Raw genomic sequence first — 16,914 nt, forward strand, 5'->3', positions numbered from 1 at the left:
GCCATGAAATTCACGACACCTGCGACCACCAATCCCATCGACCAGCTGAAAGTCGTGGGCCGTCCCACGGACCGCATCGACGGCCCCCTGAAAACCACGGGCACGGCGCCGTACGCGTATGAACAGAACAAGGGCGCGCCGCACGCCGCCTACGGTTACGTCGTCGGCGCGCCCATCGCCAAGGGGCGCATCGCGTCCATCGACACGGGCGCGGCGCGCCGGGCGCCCGGCGTGCTGGCCGTGGTGACGGCGGATTCGGCCGGGAAATTAACAAAAGGCAAGATGAACACGGCGAAGCTGCTCGGCGGTCCGGACATCGAGCACTACCACCAGGCCATCGCGCTGGTGGTGGCGGACACCTTCGAGCAAGCCCGTTCGGCCGCGCAGTTGCTCGATGTCAAGTATATCGCGCAGCAGGGCGCCTTCGACCTGGCCAAGGCCAAGGGCAGCGCTGCCAAGCCGAAGGACGGCAAGCCCGACAGCAAGACGGGCAATTTCGCCGGCGCCTTTGCTGCTGCCCCCGTGCGCCTGGACGCGACCTACACGACGCCAGACCAGTCGCACGCCATGATGGAGCCGCACGCCTCGATTGCCGCGTGGGAGGGCGATAAATTGACGGTCTGGACGGCGAACCAGATGGTGGACTGGGGCCGGGGCGACCTGGCCCGCACCCTGGGGCTGCCGAAAGACAAGGTGCGCATCGTCTCGCCCTACATCGGCGGCGGTTTCGGCGGCAAGCTGTTCGTGCGCGCGGAAGCCTTGCTGGCGGCGCTGGGCGCGCGGGCGGCGCAGCGTCCCGTCAAGGTGGCCCTGACGCGGCCCCTGATGTTCAACAACACGACGCACCGGCCCGCCACCATCCAGCGCCTGCGCCTGGGCGCCACGCGCGACGGCAAGATCACGGCCATCGGCCATGAATCGTGGTCGGGCGACTTGAAGGGGGGCCAGCCGGAAACGGCCGTGATGCAGACGCGGCTGCTGTACGCGGGCGCGAACCGCATGACGGCCATGCGCCTGGCCGTGCTCGACTTGCCAGAAGGCAATGCCATGCGCGCGCCGGGCGAGGCGCCGGGGCTGATGGCGCTGGAAATCGCCATGGACGAACTGGCGGAGAAATTGAAAATGGACCCCATCGTCTTGCGCATCCTGAACGACACCAAGGTAGACCCGGAAAAACCGGGCCGGCCGTTTTCCCAGCGCCGCCTGATCGATTGCCTGCGCACGGGCGCCGTGGAATTCGGCTGGAAGGAGCGGCACAGCCGGCCCGGCACGCGGCGCGACGGCCGCTGGCTGGTGGGCATGGGCGTGGCGGCCGCCTTCCGCAACAACCTCGTCATGCAGTCCGCCGCCAGGGTGCGCCTCGGCGCCAACGGCATCGTCACCGTGGAGACCGACATGACGGACATCGGCACGGGCAGCTACACCATCATTGCGCAGACGGCGGCGGAAATGCTGGGCGTGACCTTGAACCGTGTCGTCGTGCGCCTGGGCGACTCGGATTTTCCCGTCTCGGCCGGTTCGGGCGGGCAGTGGGGCGGCAACAGCGCCACGGCCGGCGTGTACGCGGCTTGCGTGCGCCTGCGCCAGGCCATCGCGGCGAAGTTGGGCTTTGACGAAAATCAAGCGCGGTTTTCTGATGGGCAAGTGAGCGAGGGCGAGCGCAGCGTGCCGCTCGTTGCCGCCGCCTACCATGGCGACGTCGTCGCGGAAGACCGCATGGAATATGGCGATCTCGATAAAAAATTCCAGCAATCGACGTTTGGCGCGCATTTCGTCGAGGTGGGCGTGGACGGCGACACGGGCGAAGTGCGCGTGCGGCGCATGCTGGCCGTGTGCGCGGCCGGCCGCATCCTGAACCCGAAAGCGGCGCGCAGCCAGGTGATCGGCGCCATGACCATGGGCGTGGGCGCGGCCCTGATGGAGGAACTGGCGGTCGACCGCCGCCGCGGCTACTTTGTCAACCACGACCTGGCCGGCTACGAAGTGCCCGTGCACGCCGATATCCCGCACCAGGACGTCATCTTCCTGGACGAAACGGATCCCATGTCCTCGCCCATGAAGGCCAAGGGCGTGGGCGAGCTGGGCATTTGCGGCGTGGCGGCGGCCATCGCCAATGCCGTCTACAACGCCACCGGGGTGAGGGTGCGCGACTATCCCGTGACCCTCGACAAGCTGCTGCGCGGGCTGCCCGTCATGAGCTGACATCTGCCCGGCGCCGGCGGGCGCGTGACAAAGCGTGTATTTTTGGTAATTTCCAGGTGCTATGCTCGGAACGCATGTTGCGGGGCGAGTTCCCGGCCCGCAAGGTCATGCCGCCAGGAGAATGCATGAACAGCTCGTCAATGCCGCCGCGGATACTGATAGTCGATGACGAGCTGGCGCACGTGCGCGCGCTGTGCGACACCCTGCGCGGCCAGGCCTATGACACGACGGGGCTCGCTTCGGGCGAGGCCGCGCTGTCGCTGCTGGCCGTCGAATCGTTCGACCTGCTGCTGGTCGACCTGATGATGCCGGGAATGAACGGCATCGCCGTGGTGGAGGCGGCGCGCCGGATCGACCCGGATCTGGCCTGCATCATCATGACGGGCGAGGGCACGATCGCCTCGGCCGTGCAGGCGATGCAGGCGGGCGCGCTCGATTATGTCGTCAAGCCGTTCAAGGTCTCGGGCATCCTGCTGATACTGGCGCGGGCGCTGGAGACGCGCCGCCTGCGCATCGCCAATGCGCGCCTGGAAATGCTGCTGCGCCAGCACACGGCCGAACTTGACGCCATGAACCAGGATCTGCAGCTGGCGCGCGAGGTGGCCGAGCGGGCAAACCAGGAAAAGACCAATTTCCTGGCCAGCATGAGCCACGAGCTGCGCACGCCGCTCAACGCCATCCTGGGCTTTTCGCAGATGCTGATGTCCGATTCCATCCCCTCGACGGTGCAGGAAAAGAAAACCTTTGCCTCGCACATCTTCGGCGCGGGCCGGCACTTGTTGACCCTGATCAACGATATCCTCGACATCGCCAAAATCGAGTCGGGCAATCTGTCGCTGTCGATGGAGTCCGTGGGCCTGGCCGGCATCTACCACGAATGCTGGCAAATGATGGAACCGCTGGCGCGCAAGCGCGGCATCACCCTGACGTTCGTCGAGGCGGGCAGCATGCACGTGCTGGCCGACCGCACGCGGCTCAAGCAGGTGCTGCTCAACCTGCTGTCGAACGCCGTCAAGTACAACCGCGAACAGGGCGAGATCCACGTCGATTGCCAGCCCGCCGATGCGCACCAGCTGCGCCTGTCCGTGCGCGACACGGGCGGCGGGCTGAGCGCCGCGCAGCTGGAGGCGCTGTTCCAGCCCTTCAACCGCCTGGGACGCGACGCGCGCGACGAGGAGGGCACGGGCCTGGGGCTGGTGGTCAGCAAGCGCCTGGCCGAAGCCATGCAGGCGACCCTGGGCGTGGCCAGCACGCCCGGGCGCGGCAGCACCTTCTGGCTCGATATCGCCAGTTGCCCGGCGCGCCAGGCGCTGCCGGAAAGTGCGCGCCTGCCCGTGTTCCCCCGTCCGGCCGAAGCGCTGCCGTTGCCGGAACGCAAGACAGTGTTGTATGTGGAAGACAATCCCCTGAATGTGACCCTGGTGGCGGGCCTGATCCATTTTCGCCCCGACCTCGACCTGCTGTCGGCCGGCGACGGGCAGGCGGGCCTGGAGCTGGCGCGCCGCCACGTGCCGCAGCTGATCCTGATGGATAGCGACCTGCCCGACATCAGCGGCACGCAAGTCATGCAGCTGCTGCGCGCCGATGCCCGCACGGCGCATATCCCCGTCATCGCCCTGACGGCCGTGGCCGGACCGGGCGATGTCCGCCAGGGGCTGGCCGCCGGCTTTTACCGCTATCTGACCAAGCCGATCGACGTGACGGCGTTTTCCGAGGCCATCAACAGCGCGCTGGAATCGGCCACGGCGCAGCGCAGCGCATGAACGCCCCGGCGCGCCGGGCGGCCTGGCTGGCGGGCATCGCGCTGTTGCTGGCGCTGGCCGCCGCGGCGCTCTGGCGGCTCGCTGCCCGTCCCGCGCCGCCCGGCCCCGTGGAAGTGCTGCGCCTGGCCGTGAATGGGGAATACGTGGGCAGCTGCCCCGTGCTGGCCGCGCGCGGGCAGGGCTATTTCGCGCGCGAGGGGATCGACGCGCTGCTGCAGCCGTATTCGTCGGGCAAGGCGTCGCTGGAAGCCGTGCTGCAGGGCAAGGCCGACCTGGGCACGGTGTCCGACATTCCCGTGGTGCTGGCCAGCCTGCAGAACCAGTCCGTCGTCATCATCGCCAGCATCTTCGAGGCCGAGCGCGACCACGGCATCGTGGGGCGCCTGGACCGCGGCGTGTCCACGCCCGCCAGCCTGAAGGGCAAACGCATCGGCGTGACCCTGGGCACCTCCGGCCAGTTCACGCTCGATGCTTTTTTGAACCGCCAGAAGCTGCTGCCGGGCGAAGTTACCTTGCAGAACTACGCGCCGGAGCAGCTGGCCGGGGCGCTGGCGCGGGGCGAGGTCGACGCGGCGGCCGGCTGGGAACCCTTTTTGACGGCGATGACGCAGGCCATCGCGGGCAAGGCGGCCCTCTTCTATGGCGAGGACGTGTATGCGGGCCTGTTCAACGTGGCCGGCACGGGCGCCTATGTGCGCAGCCACCCGGCCACGATGCGCAAGGTGCTGCGCGCGCTGATCGCCGGCGCGCGCTTTTGCCAGGATGAGCCCGATGCCGCGCGCAGCCTGTTTTCCAGGGCCTCGGCCGGCGAGGCGGCGCGCCTGCAGGCGGCCTGGCGCGGTTATCAGTTTGATATCGTGCTCGACCAGCGCTTGCTGCTGGCGCTGGAAGACGAGGCGCGCTGGGCCATCAAGAACCGCCTGGCCGGCAGCGGCGAGATGCCGAACTTCCTCGACGCCGTCTACCTGGACGGCCTGGAAGCCGTGGCGCCATCGGCCGTGACGGTCATTCATTGAGAAGGCCACCGTGAAAATCGTGACGCGCTTCAAGCTGGCCCAACTGTTTTGCGTGGCGCTCGTGGCCATCATCGTCGCCGTGCTGTTTTCCACCACCATGGCGATGCAGCGCGAACTGGCGAAGAACAAGGCGGCAGCCGATATCCTGCAAGCCGTCACCTCGCTGCGCTATCTGTCGATCGAGTATGCGCTGCACCATGGCGCGCGCACGCGGGCCCAGTGGCAGCTGCGCAGCGAGTCGCTGGCCACGGGGCTGCTGGCTACGCCCGCCTTCAGCACCGGCGAGGAGCGCGCGCTGTTGCGCGAATTGCAGGGCGACCTGGCCGGCGTGGGCGCTTTGTTCCAGCTGTTTGTGGCGAATCACCGCGAGCTGGGGCAGGACCCGCAGCGGCGCGAGGTGCTGGGCGAGCTGGAATCGCGCCTGTCCGGCCAGATCATGGGCAAGGTGCAGGGCATGATCGCCGACGCGATGCGCTTGTCCGAATTGAGCCGGCAAGGGGTGCTGGCGGCGCAGCAGCGGGCGAATGTGGCCGTGATGCTGTTTGGCGGCGTGATCATCGCGCTGGTGGCCGGTTTGATCTACTTCACCATGACCAGCGTCACGGGACCGCTGGAGAAGCTGCGCCAGGGCACCTTGATCGTCGGCGCCGGCAAGCTCGATTTTGCGCTCGGCGTGCACACGAAGAATGAAATCGGCGACCTGGCGCGCGCCTTCGACGGCATGACGGACAAGCTGCGGCGCACCACCGTCTCGCGCGACGAGCTGGCGCAGACGAATGCCGCCCTGGAAACGCAGATCGCCGAGCGCCAGCTGGCCGAGCGCAAGGTGCATGAACAGCTCGAGCGCCTGAACCTGCTGCAGCAGATCACGCGCTCGATCGGAGAGCGGCAGGACTTGCGCAGCATCTTCCAGGTGGTGGTGCGCAGCCTGGAAGAGCAGCTGCCCATCGATTTCAGCTGCATCTGCCTGTACCGGCCGTCCGAACACGCGCTGCAGGTGACGTGCGTGGGCGTGCGCAGCGAGGCGCTGGCGCTGTCGTTCATGATGGGCGAGCAGGCGCACATTCCCATCGACGAAAATGGCCTGTCGAGCTGCGTGCGCGGCAAGCTCGTGTATGAAGCGGACATCGGCGAAGTGGCATTTCCGTTTCCGCAGCGGCTGGCGCAAGGGGGGCTGCGCGCCCTCGTCATGGCGCCGCTGCTGGCCGAAAACACGGTCTTCGGCATCCTCATCGTGGCGCGCCGCGCCGCGCACAGCTTTACCAGCGGCGAATGCGAATTCCTCAGCCAGCTGAGCGAGCACGTGGCGCTGGCCGCCAACCAGGCGCAGCTCTATGGCGCGCTGCAGCGCGCGTATGACGACTTGCGCCAGACGCAGCAGTCGGTGATGCAGCAGGAACGCCTGCGCGCGCTGGGGCAGATGGCCAGCGGCATCGCGCACGATATCAATAATGCCATTTCGCCCGTGGCCCTGTACACCGAGTCCTTGCTGGAGACGGAAACCAATCTCAGTCCGCAGGGCCGGCATTGCCTGGAAGTGATCGAGCGCGCCATCGACGACGTGGCCGCCACGGTGGCGCGCATGCGCGAATTCTACCGCCAGCGCGAACCGCAGCTGGCGCTGTCGCCCATCGACGCCAACCTGGTGGTGCAGCAGGTGCTGGACCTGACGCGGGCGCGCTGGAGCGACATGCCGCAGCAGCGCGGCATCGTCATCGCCCTGCGCACGGAGCTGGAGGACGGCTTGCCCATGCTGCCCGGCAGCGTGGGTGAAATCCGCGAGGCGCTGACGAACCTGGTCTTCAACGCCGTCGACGCCATGCCGGAAGGCGGCACCCTGAGCGTGCGCACCAGCTGCGCCGGTGCAGCGGGGGCGAGGCGGCGCGGCAGGTGCGCATCGAGGTGGGCGACACGGGCGTCGGCATGGACGAGAATACGCGCCGCCGCTGCCTGGAGCCGTTTTTCACCACCAAGGGCGAGCGCGGCACGGGCCTGGGCCTGGCCATGGTGTACGGCATGATGGAGCGCCATGGCGCCAGCATCGACATCGCCACGGCGCCGGGGCAGGGCACGGCGGTGCGCCTGGCGTTTCCCGCCTGCGCGGTGGACGCGGCGGAGCAAGCGCCCGACGCGGCCCACGCCGTGCCGCCGCGCCTGCGCATCCTGGTGGTGGACGACGACCCGATGGTGCTCAAGTCCCTGCGCGACATCCTGGAAATCGATGGCCACGAAGTGGTGTCCGCCGACGGCGGCCAGGCCGGCATCGACTGCTTCCGCGCCGCATGCGAGCGGCACGAATACTTCGCCGTGGTCATCACGGACCTGGGCATGCCCCACGTGGACGGGCGCAAGGTGGCCAGCGCGGTGCGCCAGTGCTGCGCCCGCCCGCCACGCCCATCATCATGCTCACGGGCTGGGGCCAGCGCCTGGCGGCCGACAGCGATTATCCCGAACACGTCAACTGCGTGCTGGGCAAACCGCCCCGGCTGAAAGAACTGCGGCGCGCCCTCAATACCGTCATCTCGACCAAGTAGCCGCCTGCGGCCTCCATCATCGCTCGAAGACCAGCCACCTGCGTGCGATGGGTGGCGTTGCCAGCGGTTGACAAGCATCGCAAAATTGCGCGACATCTTCCAGTGCCTGTCATATAATGAGAATCATTATCATTTATATCGCCGGGTCCGCTCTTGTCTGCCTTTTCTTGTCCCTCGAATGACGCCACCCTGGCCGCCAGCCTGTTTACGGGCCACCAGGGCTGGCTGCTGCAGCGCTTGCTGTTGCGCTTGCGTAACCGGGCGGAAGCAGAGGATGTGGTGTCGGAAACCTTTGTGCGCGTGCTGCATGCGGGAAGATTGTCCGCCATCCGCGAGCCGCGCGCCTACCTGACGACGGTAGCGAAAAGCATCTTGCTGCAGCAGTGGCGGCGGCGCGATATCGAGCAGGCGTACCTGGAGACCCTGGCGCTGCTGCCCGATGCCGTCCAGCCGTCGCCGGAGGAACGCGCCGTGCTGCTCGAAGCGCTGGAACGGCTGTCGCGCGCGCTCGATACCCTGTCCGCCAAGGCGCGCAGCGCTTTTCTGATGAGCCAGCTCGATGGCCTCACGTATGCGCAGATCGCCGCCCGCCTGGGCGTGTCGGCCAGCATGGTGCGCCAGTACATGGCGCAGGGCTTGCGCTGCTGCCTGGCGGCGCAGGCGGCATGAGCATGTCCCCCGCGGTACAGGATGCCGCCATCGGCTGGCTGGTCGAACTCAGTTCGGGCGAGGCGGACGAAGGACAGCACCAGGCCTTCGCCCGCTGGCTCGCCGCCGATGCGCGCCATGCGGCCGCGTGGCAGATGCTGGGGCAGGCCGTCGAGCACAGCATCGGCCCGCTGCAGGCGGCGGGCGGGGCGGCGGCCGTCGGCCACACCCTGGCGCGCGCCGCCCGGCACGATGATCAGCGGCGCCAATGGCTGCAGGGCGCGCTGTGCCTGGCGGGCGCGGCCTTCGGCGGCGCCTGGCTGCTGCGCGGCAGCCCGTTTTTGCCGGACTGGAGCGCGGACCTGCATACGGCCACGGCCAGGCGGGGCCGCTACACGCTGGCCGACGGCAGCGTGCTGACCCTCGACGCCCGTTCCTCGGCCGATACGGATGTCACGCATGAACACCGGCGGGTCGCCTTGCGCCAGGGCCAGCTGCTGGCGCGCGTGGCGGCGGGCTCTGCTCCCTTCTTGTTGCGCAGCAAGCACGGCACGGTGACGGCGCTGGGCGGCGCGCTGATGCTGCGGCGCGAAGCGCGCGGCACCGTGGCGCTGGCCGTGCAGGGCGATCTCGACGTGCATCCGGCCGGCAAAGGCCTGGCGCGCGTGCTGCGCCAGGGCCAGGCGGCGCGCTTCGACGCGGACCGCTTGATGCTGCTGCCAGGCATGGCGGCAGGGCAGGCGACGGCGTGGCAGCAGGGCATGCTGGTGGCCGTCGACCAGACGCTGGGCGACGTGGTGGCGGCGTTGCGGCCGTACCGCCACGGCTACATCGACGTCACGGCGCGCAGGCGGCGGCGCTGCGCGTGTCCGGCAATTATTCGCTCGACGACAGCGGCACCACCCTGCTGGCGCTGGCCGAAACCCTGCCCGTGACCGTGCGCCAGGGGCCTGGCGGCTGGTGGACGGGACTCGACCTGAAGACAAGCTGACATTTTTTTTCGCCGGCACTGTCACTTTTGGCGCGCCGCGACTCATACCTGGTGTAGCCCACTTTTCCTTCACCATCAAGATAGAGTCCCAGCATGCCACCATTGTTGATGCGCCAGATTCCCCTGGCCGTAATGTTACTTTCCTTCACCGTTCCTGCCGCCCTGGCGCAGACGCCATCGGTGCAAGCCGCGCCGGCCGCCACCCGCTTCGACGTGCCGGCCCAGGCGCTCAATGCCAGTCTGATCGCCATTGCCAGCCGTGGCGGCGTGCGCATTTCCATCGATGCGGACCTGGCGCGCGGCATCAGCAGTGCGGCCGTGCACGGCGATTTCACGGCCGAGCAGGCCTTGCGCCGCGCCTTGCAGGGCACGCCGCTGGCCCTGCTGAAGACGGACAGCGGCGTGTATACTGTGCAAAACGCCGTGCAAAACGCCGTGCAAAGCGCCGCGCCAGCCGCGCCGCAGGCCGCCGTCCGGCTTGAGGCGACCATGCCGGAAGTGGTCGTCACCACCAATTACCTGGGCCAAGTGACGGAGGACACGGGTTCCTACACGACGGGCGCCGTCAGCACGGCGAACCGCCTAGTGCTGTCGCCGCGCGAGACGCCGCACGCGGTCAGCGTGGTGACGCGCCAACAGATGGACGATTTCGGCCTGGTGCAGCTGAGCGAGGTGCTCAATCACACGCCGGGCGTGTACGTGCAGCACATCGACAGCGAGCGCACGATTTATTATGCGCGCGGCTTTTCGCTCGACAATTTCAGCTATGACGGCTTGCCGTGGACGCGCGACGCCTCGCTGAACCTGGGCGAATCGCTGGCCAATATGGACCTGTACGACCGGGTCGAGGTGCTGAAGGGCGCGAATGCGCTGATGAGCGGGGCCGGCACGCCGGGCGCCACCGTCAACCTGATCCGCAAGAAACCCACGCGCGAATTGCGCGCGCTGGCCGACCTGTCGGCCGGATCGTGGAGCAATTACCGTGCCATGGCGGACGTGGGCGGTCCCCTGAACGCCAGCGGCAGCGTGCGCGCGCGCGCCGTCGCGTCCTACCAGGACAAGCACTCCTTCGTCGACCGCTACCAGCGCCGCTCCGAACTGGCGTACGGCACGCTGGAGGCCGACTTGTCGCCGCGCACCTTGCTGACCGTGGGCGCCGACTACCAGCACACGGTGCCGCGCAATAGCGACTGGGGCGGCGCACCGCTGTTCGACGCGGAAGGCAAGCGCTTCACCATGCCCCGTTCGTTCAACGGCGCGCCCACCTGGAGCACGCAGCAGACGGAAGCCAAATCCGTCTTCGCCTCGCTCGAACACAGTTTCGACAACGGCTGGATGGCCAATCTGCGCCTGATCCACCAGGCCAATGCCCTGTACGCGCCCGTCGCCTACCTCGACAGCTTCCCGAAGGCGGACGGCAGCGGCACGGCCATCACGGCGCGCCAGTACAACAGCGACGCCACCAGCAATGGCCTGGACGTGTACGCGAAGGGCCCGTTCACCCTGCTGGGCCGCACGCATGAACTGGTGGTGGGCGCGAACGCCTACCGCAAGCAGTCGGACGACGTCTTCAGCCCGTATTCCTTCATCAAGGTCGACAATATCTATACTTACCGTGGCGAGGTGCCGGAGCCAACGTGGGTGCTGGACACGGCCCGCGAAGTCATCCGCCAGAAGGCCGTGTACGCGACGGGCCGCTTCTCGCTGCCGCAAGGCGTGCACGTGATCCTGGGCGGCCGCCTGTCGTCCTACGTCAACCCCACGGCCGACATCGACGAGGCGTCCATCTTCACGCCGTATGCGGGCCTGACCTGGGACTTCGCGCCGAATTTGACGGCGTTTGCCAGCTATAGCGACATCTTCAGTCCGCAAAACAGCCGCGATGTCGACAACAGGACCCTGGACCCCGTGCTGGGCAAGAATATCGAGGCGGGCGTAAAGGGCGTGTTCCTCAACGGCCGCCTGAACGCCAGCGCGGCCGCTTTCGAGGTGCGCCAGGATAACTTTGCCGAGTCCGTCGATGCCGTGAACAAGGTGACGGGCATGGATGCCTACCGCGCCATCGATGGCGTGCGTTCGCGCGGCGTGGAACTGGAAGTGTCGGGCCAGCTGATGCCGGGCTGGCAGCTGCAGGCCGGCTACACGCACAAGGTGGCGCGCGACGCAGGCGGCAAGGTCAATACCCTGGCGCCCGAAGACCAGCTCAGCCTGTACAGCACCTGGCAGCCGATGCCGCGCCTGACGGTGGGGGGCGGCGCGCGCTGGCAATCGCACACCTGGCAAAACACGCGGGCCGTGCGCGGCGGCATGACCACCGTGCACCAGGGCTCGTATGCCGTGTTCGATGCCATGGCACGCTACCAGCTATCCGACCGCCTGGCCCTGTCGTTCAACCTCAACAACCTGACCGACCGCGCTTACTATGGCATCAGCACGGGCCGCAGAGTCAGTTACGGCGACCCGCGCAATGCCATGCTGAGCCTGAATTACCGCTATTGACGTGATTGATGTAGAGCAAGCCGGGCGCATGCCGCCCGGCTTGTGCGCGTACTAAAAACGGTACGTCAAGGTACCTCGCACACTGCGCGGCGCGCCATACGTGCCTTGCGCATAGGTGTTGATGTTGATGTACTTCTTGTCGAGCAGGTTTTCCACGTTTAATTGAGCCGTCAGCTGGCGCGACAGCTGGTACGTGGCCATCAGGCTGACCGTGCTGTAGGCTTGCTGCGTCACTCTTTCCTTGCCGTTCGGGCCCGCGTCGTCGAAGTAGAACTTGCTTTGCCAGTTGACGCCGCCGCCCACGGTGAGGTCGGGTCGTACCTTCCATGTGGTGAACAATCGCGCCGTCGAGCGCGGCGACAGGGTGTTGATATCCTGCTGCTCGCGGTCCTTGGCGCGGAAGTGGCTGGCGCTGGCCGTCACGTTCCAGCCTGGCGCCAGGCGGCCCGACAATTCCCCCTCGATGCCGCGGCTGGTGGCGCCGCGCGCCGCGTAATACGCCTGCGTGGTGGTGCCGGGGATCCGGTGCGCACCGTCCGGCTGGGCCAGCTTGTCCTGCTTGATCTCGAAGAGGCCGATGGAGCCGTTGGCCTGGCCGCCAGCCCATTCTCCCTTCACGCCCACTTCCATGCTTTGTCCCGTCAGCGGGTCCAGCCAGGCGCCTGCGCGGTCCTGGTTTTCCTGCGGGCGGAAGATGTCCGTGTAGCTGGCATACGCGGAATACGTGTCGTTCAGGTCCACCACCAGGCCCGCATACGGCACGAACTTGCTCTTGGCGAAGGCAAAGCGGGCGCTGCCGTCAAAGCCGATGCGGTCCTTGTCCCAGCGGCTCAGGCGTCCGCCGACGATCAGTTTGGTGTTCTCGGCCAGGTTCAGGCGCGCCGCGCCATACGCGCCGTATTGTTTCGTCGTATATTTTTCCGACAGCACGGGCTCGCCCCAGGCCGGCTGCGGGTAGCTGCCGTCCCAGGCGAGGAAATTGCCGATCGGTTCGGGATCGAGCGCTTCCTTGACGCTGAATTGCGCGTGCTGCACCGTGTAATTGGCGCCCACAATGACTTCATGTTCGCGTCCGCCCAGGGTAAACGGGCCGGATAGTTTCAGGTCGGCGCTGCTCTGGTCGCGCTGGCCGATGTAGCGGTTCGGGTAGCCCAGCATGCCCAGGCCCGTGATGCGGTCGGGCCGCTCGGCCAGGAAGAGAGCAGCGGCGTGTCTTCCGTGTGCTTGCTGTACATGGCTTGCGCCTGCGCCTTCCAGCCCTGGCCCAGCGCGTGTTCCAAGGTGGCGTGCACGTTGGTCTGCTCGGTGGCCCAGGCGGCCCAGCGGGGCGCCGTGGTGACGGAACGGTCGAAATCGGTGCGCGAACCGTCGCTGTACCACAGGGGGAAGCCCCCCCAGTTGCTGCCTTTCGGGTCGTTCTTCTGGTAGCTGGCGCCCACCATGACGACGCTGCCGGGCGCCAGGTCCGCCTCGGCGGTGGCGTAGACGAGCTGGCGCTGGTTCGAATAGCCATTGGTAAACGACTTGCGGTCCTGCCAGGCGCCGGCGATCCTGCCGCGCACGGAGCCGTCCGCGTTCAGCGGCGCGGCCAGGTCGACGGTGCCACGGTAGTCGCTCCACGAACCGGCCGCCAGCGACCATTGCCCTTCGAACTGCCTGGCGCTGGCCCGCTTGCGCACCAGGTTGATCGAGGCGGACGGGTAGCCGGCGCCCGTCAGCAAGCCCGTGGCGCCCCGCGTCACTTCCACGCGGTCGTAGATCAGCGAATCCATTTCCGATTCGCCGCCCGAATACTGCACCTTATACGTGGTGGGCACGCCGTCGTACTGGAAATTGTCGACGTCGAAGCCGCGCGCGGAAAAGGTGCTGCGCTCCGTGTCGAACTGGTTGACGGCGATGCCGGGCGTATTGCGCAGCACGTCGCGCACCGTCAGCAAGTCCTGGTCATCCATGCGCTGGCGCGTGATGACGCTGACCGATTGCGGCGTCTCGCGCAGGGACAGCACCAGTCCGGTGGCGCTGGCCGTGGCCGGCGTCGTGTACGAATTTGTCCCTTCCGTGCTGGTGCTGCGCTCGGCCGTGGCGCGCACGGCGATGCCGGGCAGGGTGGTTGCCTCGGCGGCGGACGGCAGCCTGCGCACGGCGTAGTGGCCCCCGCCCTGGTCGACGGCAATCAGGCCGCTGCCATCGAGCAGGCGGGCAAGCCGTCGGCCACCTGGTAATTGCCGCTCAAGCCCCGGCTGTGCAAGCCCGCGTACAGGCTGGCGGCGCCGGAAATGCTGACGCCCGCCTCGGCCGCAAACGCGGACAGGGCCGTGCCCAGCGGGCCGGCTGCCACCTGGTAGTGGCGCGCGGGCGCATCTTGCCGCTGCGCCTGCGCGAGCGGCGCCAGGGCCAGGCTGCTCAGCAGGGCGAGAGTGATGCTGGTGTTGCGATAGTGCTTCATTGCTTGTTTCCCTTCGTTCATGTGTTGGTCCTGTGTGGATTGACGGGGCACATGCGCGAAAGGGACATTTTTTTAAGAATATTTATGCGGGGCCGACGGAAATCCACCAGCGGCTGTGGCGCTGCACGCGGATGGGCAGCGATGCTTGCAATAGTGATAATAGTTGATCCGTATCATGCAATTGGTACACGCCCGACACGCGCAGCCGCGCCACGGCAGGGTCGCAGCGCACCACGCCGTGGCGGTAGCGGCTCAGCTGCGCCAGCACGTCGGCCAGCGGCGTGTCGTCCGCGTACAGCAATCCCTTGGTCCACGCGGACGCATGCGGCGCCAGCGGCCGCGGCGCGCTGGCGGCGTCCGCGTCGAAACTGGCTTGCCAGTCCGCCCGCACGATGCGGGCCTGGCCCTCGGCGGGCCGCACTTCGACGGCGCCCTGCGAGACGGCCACGTGGGTGCGCGCGCCCAGCAGGTTGTCTTCCTGGCGTACCGTGAAGCGCGTGCCGAGGGCGCGGATGCTGCCGTTGCTGGTGCGTACGACGAACGGCCGCCCAAGGGCATCGGGGCTGGTTGTCACGTGAATCTCTCCGGCGCGCAAGCGAACCAGGCGCAGGGATGCGCTGAAGGCGATGTCGGCGGCACTGGCCGTGTTCAGGCTCAGGGCGCTGCCGTCGGCCAGGGGAACATGGCGGATTTCGCCCGTCGCGGTGCGCAGTTCGGCCGTCCACGCCTGCCATGGCGCCAGCTTCAGCATGGCCCAGCCGCCTGGCCCGGCGGCGATCAGCAGGGCCAGGGTTTTCAGGGCGGCGCGGCGCGGTGCACCGGCCGGGCGGTCGAGCACTGGCATGGCCAGGGGCGGGGGCAGCATGCCGAAGGTGCGGCAGACCTGCTCGGCGCGCCGCCAGGCCGTTTCATGGTCGGGGTGGGCGGCGCGCCAGCGGGCCAGGGCCTGCTGCGCGGCGGCGTCCAGTTCGCCGCCCTGCAGGCGCATCATCCAGTGCGCCGCTTCGCGCGCGGCGCGCGCATCGATGGCCGTGCTCATGCCAGCAGCAGGATGCACTGTTCGAACGCCTGCACCATGTAGCGCTTGACGGTGCGCTCGCTGATGTTCAGGCGCGCGGCGATGTCCGCATACGCCAGGCCTTCCAGCTGCGACAGCAAAAAGGCCGTGCGCACCTTCGCGCCCAGGCCGTCGAGCATGGCGTCGATCTGGTGCAGGGTTTCCAGGATCAGTAAACGCTCTTCGGCCGATGGCGCGGCGGGCGCGGGCAGCTGCGCCAGGGTGGCCAGCCAGGCTTGCTCCAGCGACTGGCGGCGGTAATGGTCAATCAGCAGGCGGCGCGCCACGGTGGTCAGGTAGGCGCGCGGCTCGCGCAGGGTGACGGCGCGCTCCGATGGCGTGGCCAGAAGCTTGACGAAGGTATCCTGCGCAAGGTCGGCCGCGTGATCGGTGCAGGACAATTTGCCGCGCAGCCAGCGCAGCAGCCAGGGATGGTGCTCGCCGTACAGCTGGCTCAATGAAGACGGGCCTTGAGGATCGGCGGCAGGGGATACGGCATACGTCACGGCACACTCCAGTTGGCGCGGAAGTCCCGTGCCGCTGGCGCATGCAGGCCCTTCTTAAATGCGAATGGTTCTCATTTTACATTGACGTGCCTGAAAGTCAATGCGGCAGCGCCATTGACATGGCCAGCATGGCATTTCCGCTATACTGGCCCCCCAATATTGCCGCCATTCGCCGAAAATCACCATGGACCTGAGTACCCACGCCGCCGTCGTCAATTGCGAAGCATATCGCGACGGCAGGAAGATCGCCCATTTCGACATCGACAAGGTGGGCGACTTCCTCGGCGACCCCGATTGTTTCGTCTGGATCGGCCTGGCCAGCCCCGACGTCACGGCCATGCACGCGCTGCAAGCGGCCTTCGGCCTGCACGAACTGGCCGTCGAGGATGCGCAGGGCGCGCACGAGCGGCCCAAGCTGGAAGAATACGGCGACACGCTGTTCATGGTGATGCATACGGCCACCCTGGACGGCGATGCCATCGTCTACGGCGAAACCCACGTCTTTCTCGGCCCCCGTTTCATCATCACGGTGCGCCACGGCGCCTCGGCCGGCTATGCGAAGTTGCGCGAACGCAAGGAAAGCGTGCCCGAGAAACTGGCCAGCGGCCCCGGTTACGTGCTGTATTCCATCATCGACTTCATCGTCGACCAGTACCAGCCCTGCATCGACCATTTGCAGGCGAAGTTTCAGCACTATGAACTGCAGCTGTTCAAGCCCAGTCTGAGCGAGGACAAGCTGCAGGATTTCTACCAGCTCAAGACGGAGCTGCTGAAACTCGATGCCGCCGTCAACCCGCTGCACGACATTTGCACCCAGCTGATCCGTTTCCATGGCGATATCGTGCCCAAGGAAAACCGCATCTATTACCGTGACATCCTCGACCACGTCAAACGCGTCACGCACACGGCGGGGCAGATGCGCGAGCTGGTCAATTCGGCCATGCAGGTGGCGCTGGGGCAGATTTCGATCCGCCAGAACGAAGTGGTCAAGCGCCTGGCCGCCTGGGCCGCCATCCTGGCCGTGCCCACCATGGTCTTCAGCCTGTACGGCATGAACTTCGAATTCATGCCGGAACTGAAGTGGCGCGGCAGCTATCCGGCCGTGATTGTCGTTATCATCGCCGGCTGCTACTGGCTGCACCGGCGTTTGAAGCGCGAAGGCTGGCTGTAGCGTTCAAAGCACAGGTAAGGAAGTATATTTATTGCAAGAAATGTTGCCAATAATGGTTTGAAATAAATAAATGTTGCTTTA

14 protein-coding genes are annotated in these 16,914 nt (G+C 67.1%); 9 read left to right on the top strand and 5 right to left on the bottom strand.

Annotated features, from left to right (window positions below; all coding sequences use genetic code 11):
• Positions 1–3 precede the first annotated feature (3 nt).
• From paoC to ACQVLG_RS21645, 8 genes are all read left to right on the top strand, one after another.
• Entirely contained in the window at positions 4–2,202 is a 2,199-nt protein-coding gene (gene paoC / locus ACQVLG_RS21610) for an aldehyde oxidoreductase molybdenum-binding subunit PaoC (protein WP_474290940.1), read from the top strand.
• 125 nt (positions 2,203–2,327) lie between these two features.
• Entirely contained in the window at positions 2,328–3,965 is a 1,638-nt protein-coding gene (locus tag ACQVLG_RS21615) for a response regulator (RefSeq protein ID WP_474290941.1), read from the top strand.
• Positions 3,962–4,981 carry an ABC transporter substrate-binding protein gene (locus tag ACQVLG_RS21620; RefSeq protein WP_474290942.1) on the top strand — a complete coding sequence of 340 codons (1,020 nt, stop codon included), beginning with the start codon at positions 3,962–3,964 and terminating at the stop codon, positions 4,979–4,981. Before ACQVLG_RS21615 ends, ACQVLG_RS21620 begins: the two co-directional genes overlap by 4 nt.
• A gap of 10 nt (positions 4,982–4,991) precedes the next feature.
• Entirely contained in the window at positions 4,992–7,001 is a 2,010-nt protein-coding gene (locus ACQVLG_RS21625; RefSeq protein WP_474290943.1) for a GAF domain-containing protein, read from the top strand.
• Positions 6,905–7,471 (top strand): response regulator, encoded by a 567-nt coding sequence (locus ACQVLG_RS21630; protein WP_474290944.1) that lies wholly within the window; start codon positions 6,905–6,907, stop codon positions 7,469–7,471. The genes ACQVLG_RS21625 and ACQVLG_RS21630 overlap by 97 nt, the downstream gene beginning before the upstream one ends.
• Before the next feature lie 197 nt (positions 7,472–7,668).
• Positions 7,669–8,184 (top strand): sigma-70 family RNA polymerase sigma factor, encoded by a 516-nt coding sequence (locus ACQVLG_RS21635; protein WP_230538273.1) that lies wholly within the window; start codon positions 7,669–7,671, stop codon positions 8,182–8,184.
• The gene (locus ACQVLG_RS21640; RefSeq protein WP_474290945.1) at positions 8,181–9,098 is read left to right on the top strand and encodes a FecR family protein; all 918 of its coding nucleotides are present in this window, start codon (positions 8,181–8,183) and stop codon (positions 9,096–9,098) included. The genes ACQVLG_RS21635 and ACQVLG_RS21640 overlap by 4 nt, the downstream gene beginning before the upstream one ends.
• A gap of 149 nt (positions 9,099–9,247) precedes the next feature.
• Positions 9,248–11,653: a TonB-dependent siderophore receptor gene (locus tag ACQVLG_RS21645; protein ID WP_474290946.1), complete on the top strand. Its 2,406-nt coding sequence runs from the start codon at positions 9,248–9,250 to the stop codon at positions 11,651–11,653.
• Positions 11,654–11,704: 51 nt separating this feature from the next.
• Here ACQVLG_RS21645 and ACQVLG_RS21650 read toward each other — a convergent pair whose 3' ends face one another.
• The 5 genes from ACQVLG_RS21650 to ACQVLG_RS21670 all read right to left on the bottom strand — a co-directional run bounded on the left by ACQVLG_RS21650 (position 11,705) and on the right by ACQVLG_RS21670 (position 15,662).
• Complete coding sequence (locus ACQVLG_RS21650) at positions 11,705–12,811, bottom strand: TonB-dependent siderophore receptor (protein ID WP_474290947.1); 1,107 nt, start codon at positions 12,809–12,811, stop codon at positions 11,705–11,707.
• Positions 12,754–13,794 carry a TonB-dependent siderophore receptor gene (locus tag ACQVLG_RS21655; protein WP_474290948.1) on the bottom strand — a complete coding sequence of 347 codons (1,041 nt, stop codon included), beginning with the start codon at positions 13,792–13,794 and terminating at the stop codon, positions 12,754–12,756. The genes ACQVLG_RS21650 and ACQVLG_RS21655 overlap by 58 nt, the downstream gene beginning before the upstream one ends.
• Positions 13,795–13,826: 32 nt before the next feature.
• Entirely contained in the window at positions 13,827–14,120 is a 294-nt protein-coding gene (locus ACQVLG_RS21660) for a hypothetical protein (RefSeq protein ID WP_474290949.1), read from the bottom strand.
• 61 nt (positions 14,121–14,181) lie between these two features.
• The gene (locus tag ACQVLG_RS21665) at positions 14,182–15,138 is read right to left on the bottom strand and encodes a FecR domain-containing protein (RefSeq protein WP_474290951.1); all 957 of its coding nucleotides are present in this window, start codon (positions 15,136–15,138) and stop codon (positions 14,182–14,184) included.
• Positions 15,135–15,662, bottom strand: a complete 528-nt coding sequence (locus ACQVLG_RS21670) for a sigma-70 family RNA polymerase sigma factor (RefSeq protein WP_230538268.1) — start codon at positions 15,660–15,662, stop codon at positions 15,135–15,137. The genes ACQVLG_RS21665 and ACQVLG_RS21670 overlap by 4 nt, the downstream gene beginning before the upstream one ends.
• Before the next feature lie 184 nt (positions 15,663–15,846).
• Here ACQVLG_RS21670 and ACQVLG_RS21675 point away from each other — a divergent pair, with 184 nt between their 5' ends.
• Positions 15,847–16,833 (top strand): magnesium and cobalt transport protein CorA, encoded by a 987-nt coding sequence (locus ACQVLG_RS21675; RefSeq protein WP_230538267.1) that lies wholly within the window; start codon positions 15,847–15,849, stop codon positions 16,831–16,833.
• Positions 16,834–16,914: the final 81 nt, after the last annotated feature.

The sequence above is a fragment of the Janthinobacterium sp. TPC_1 genome, assembly GCF_056037845.1.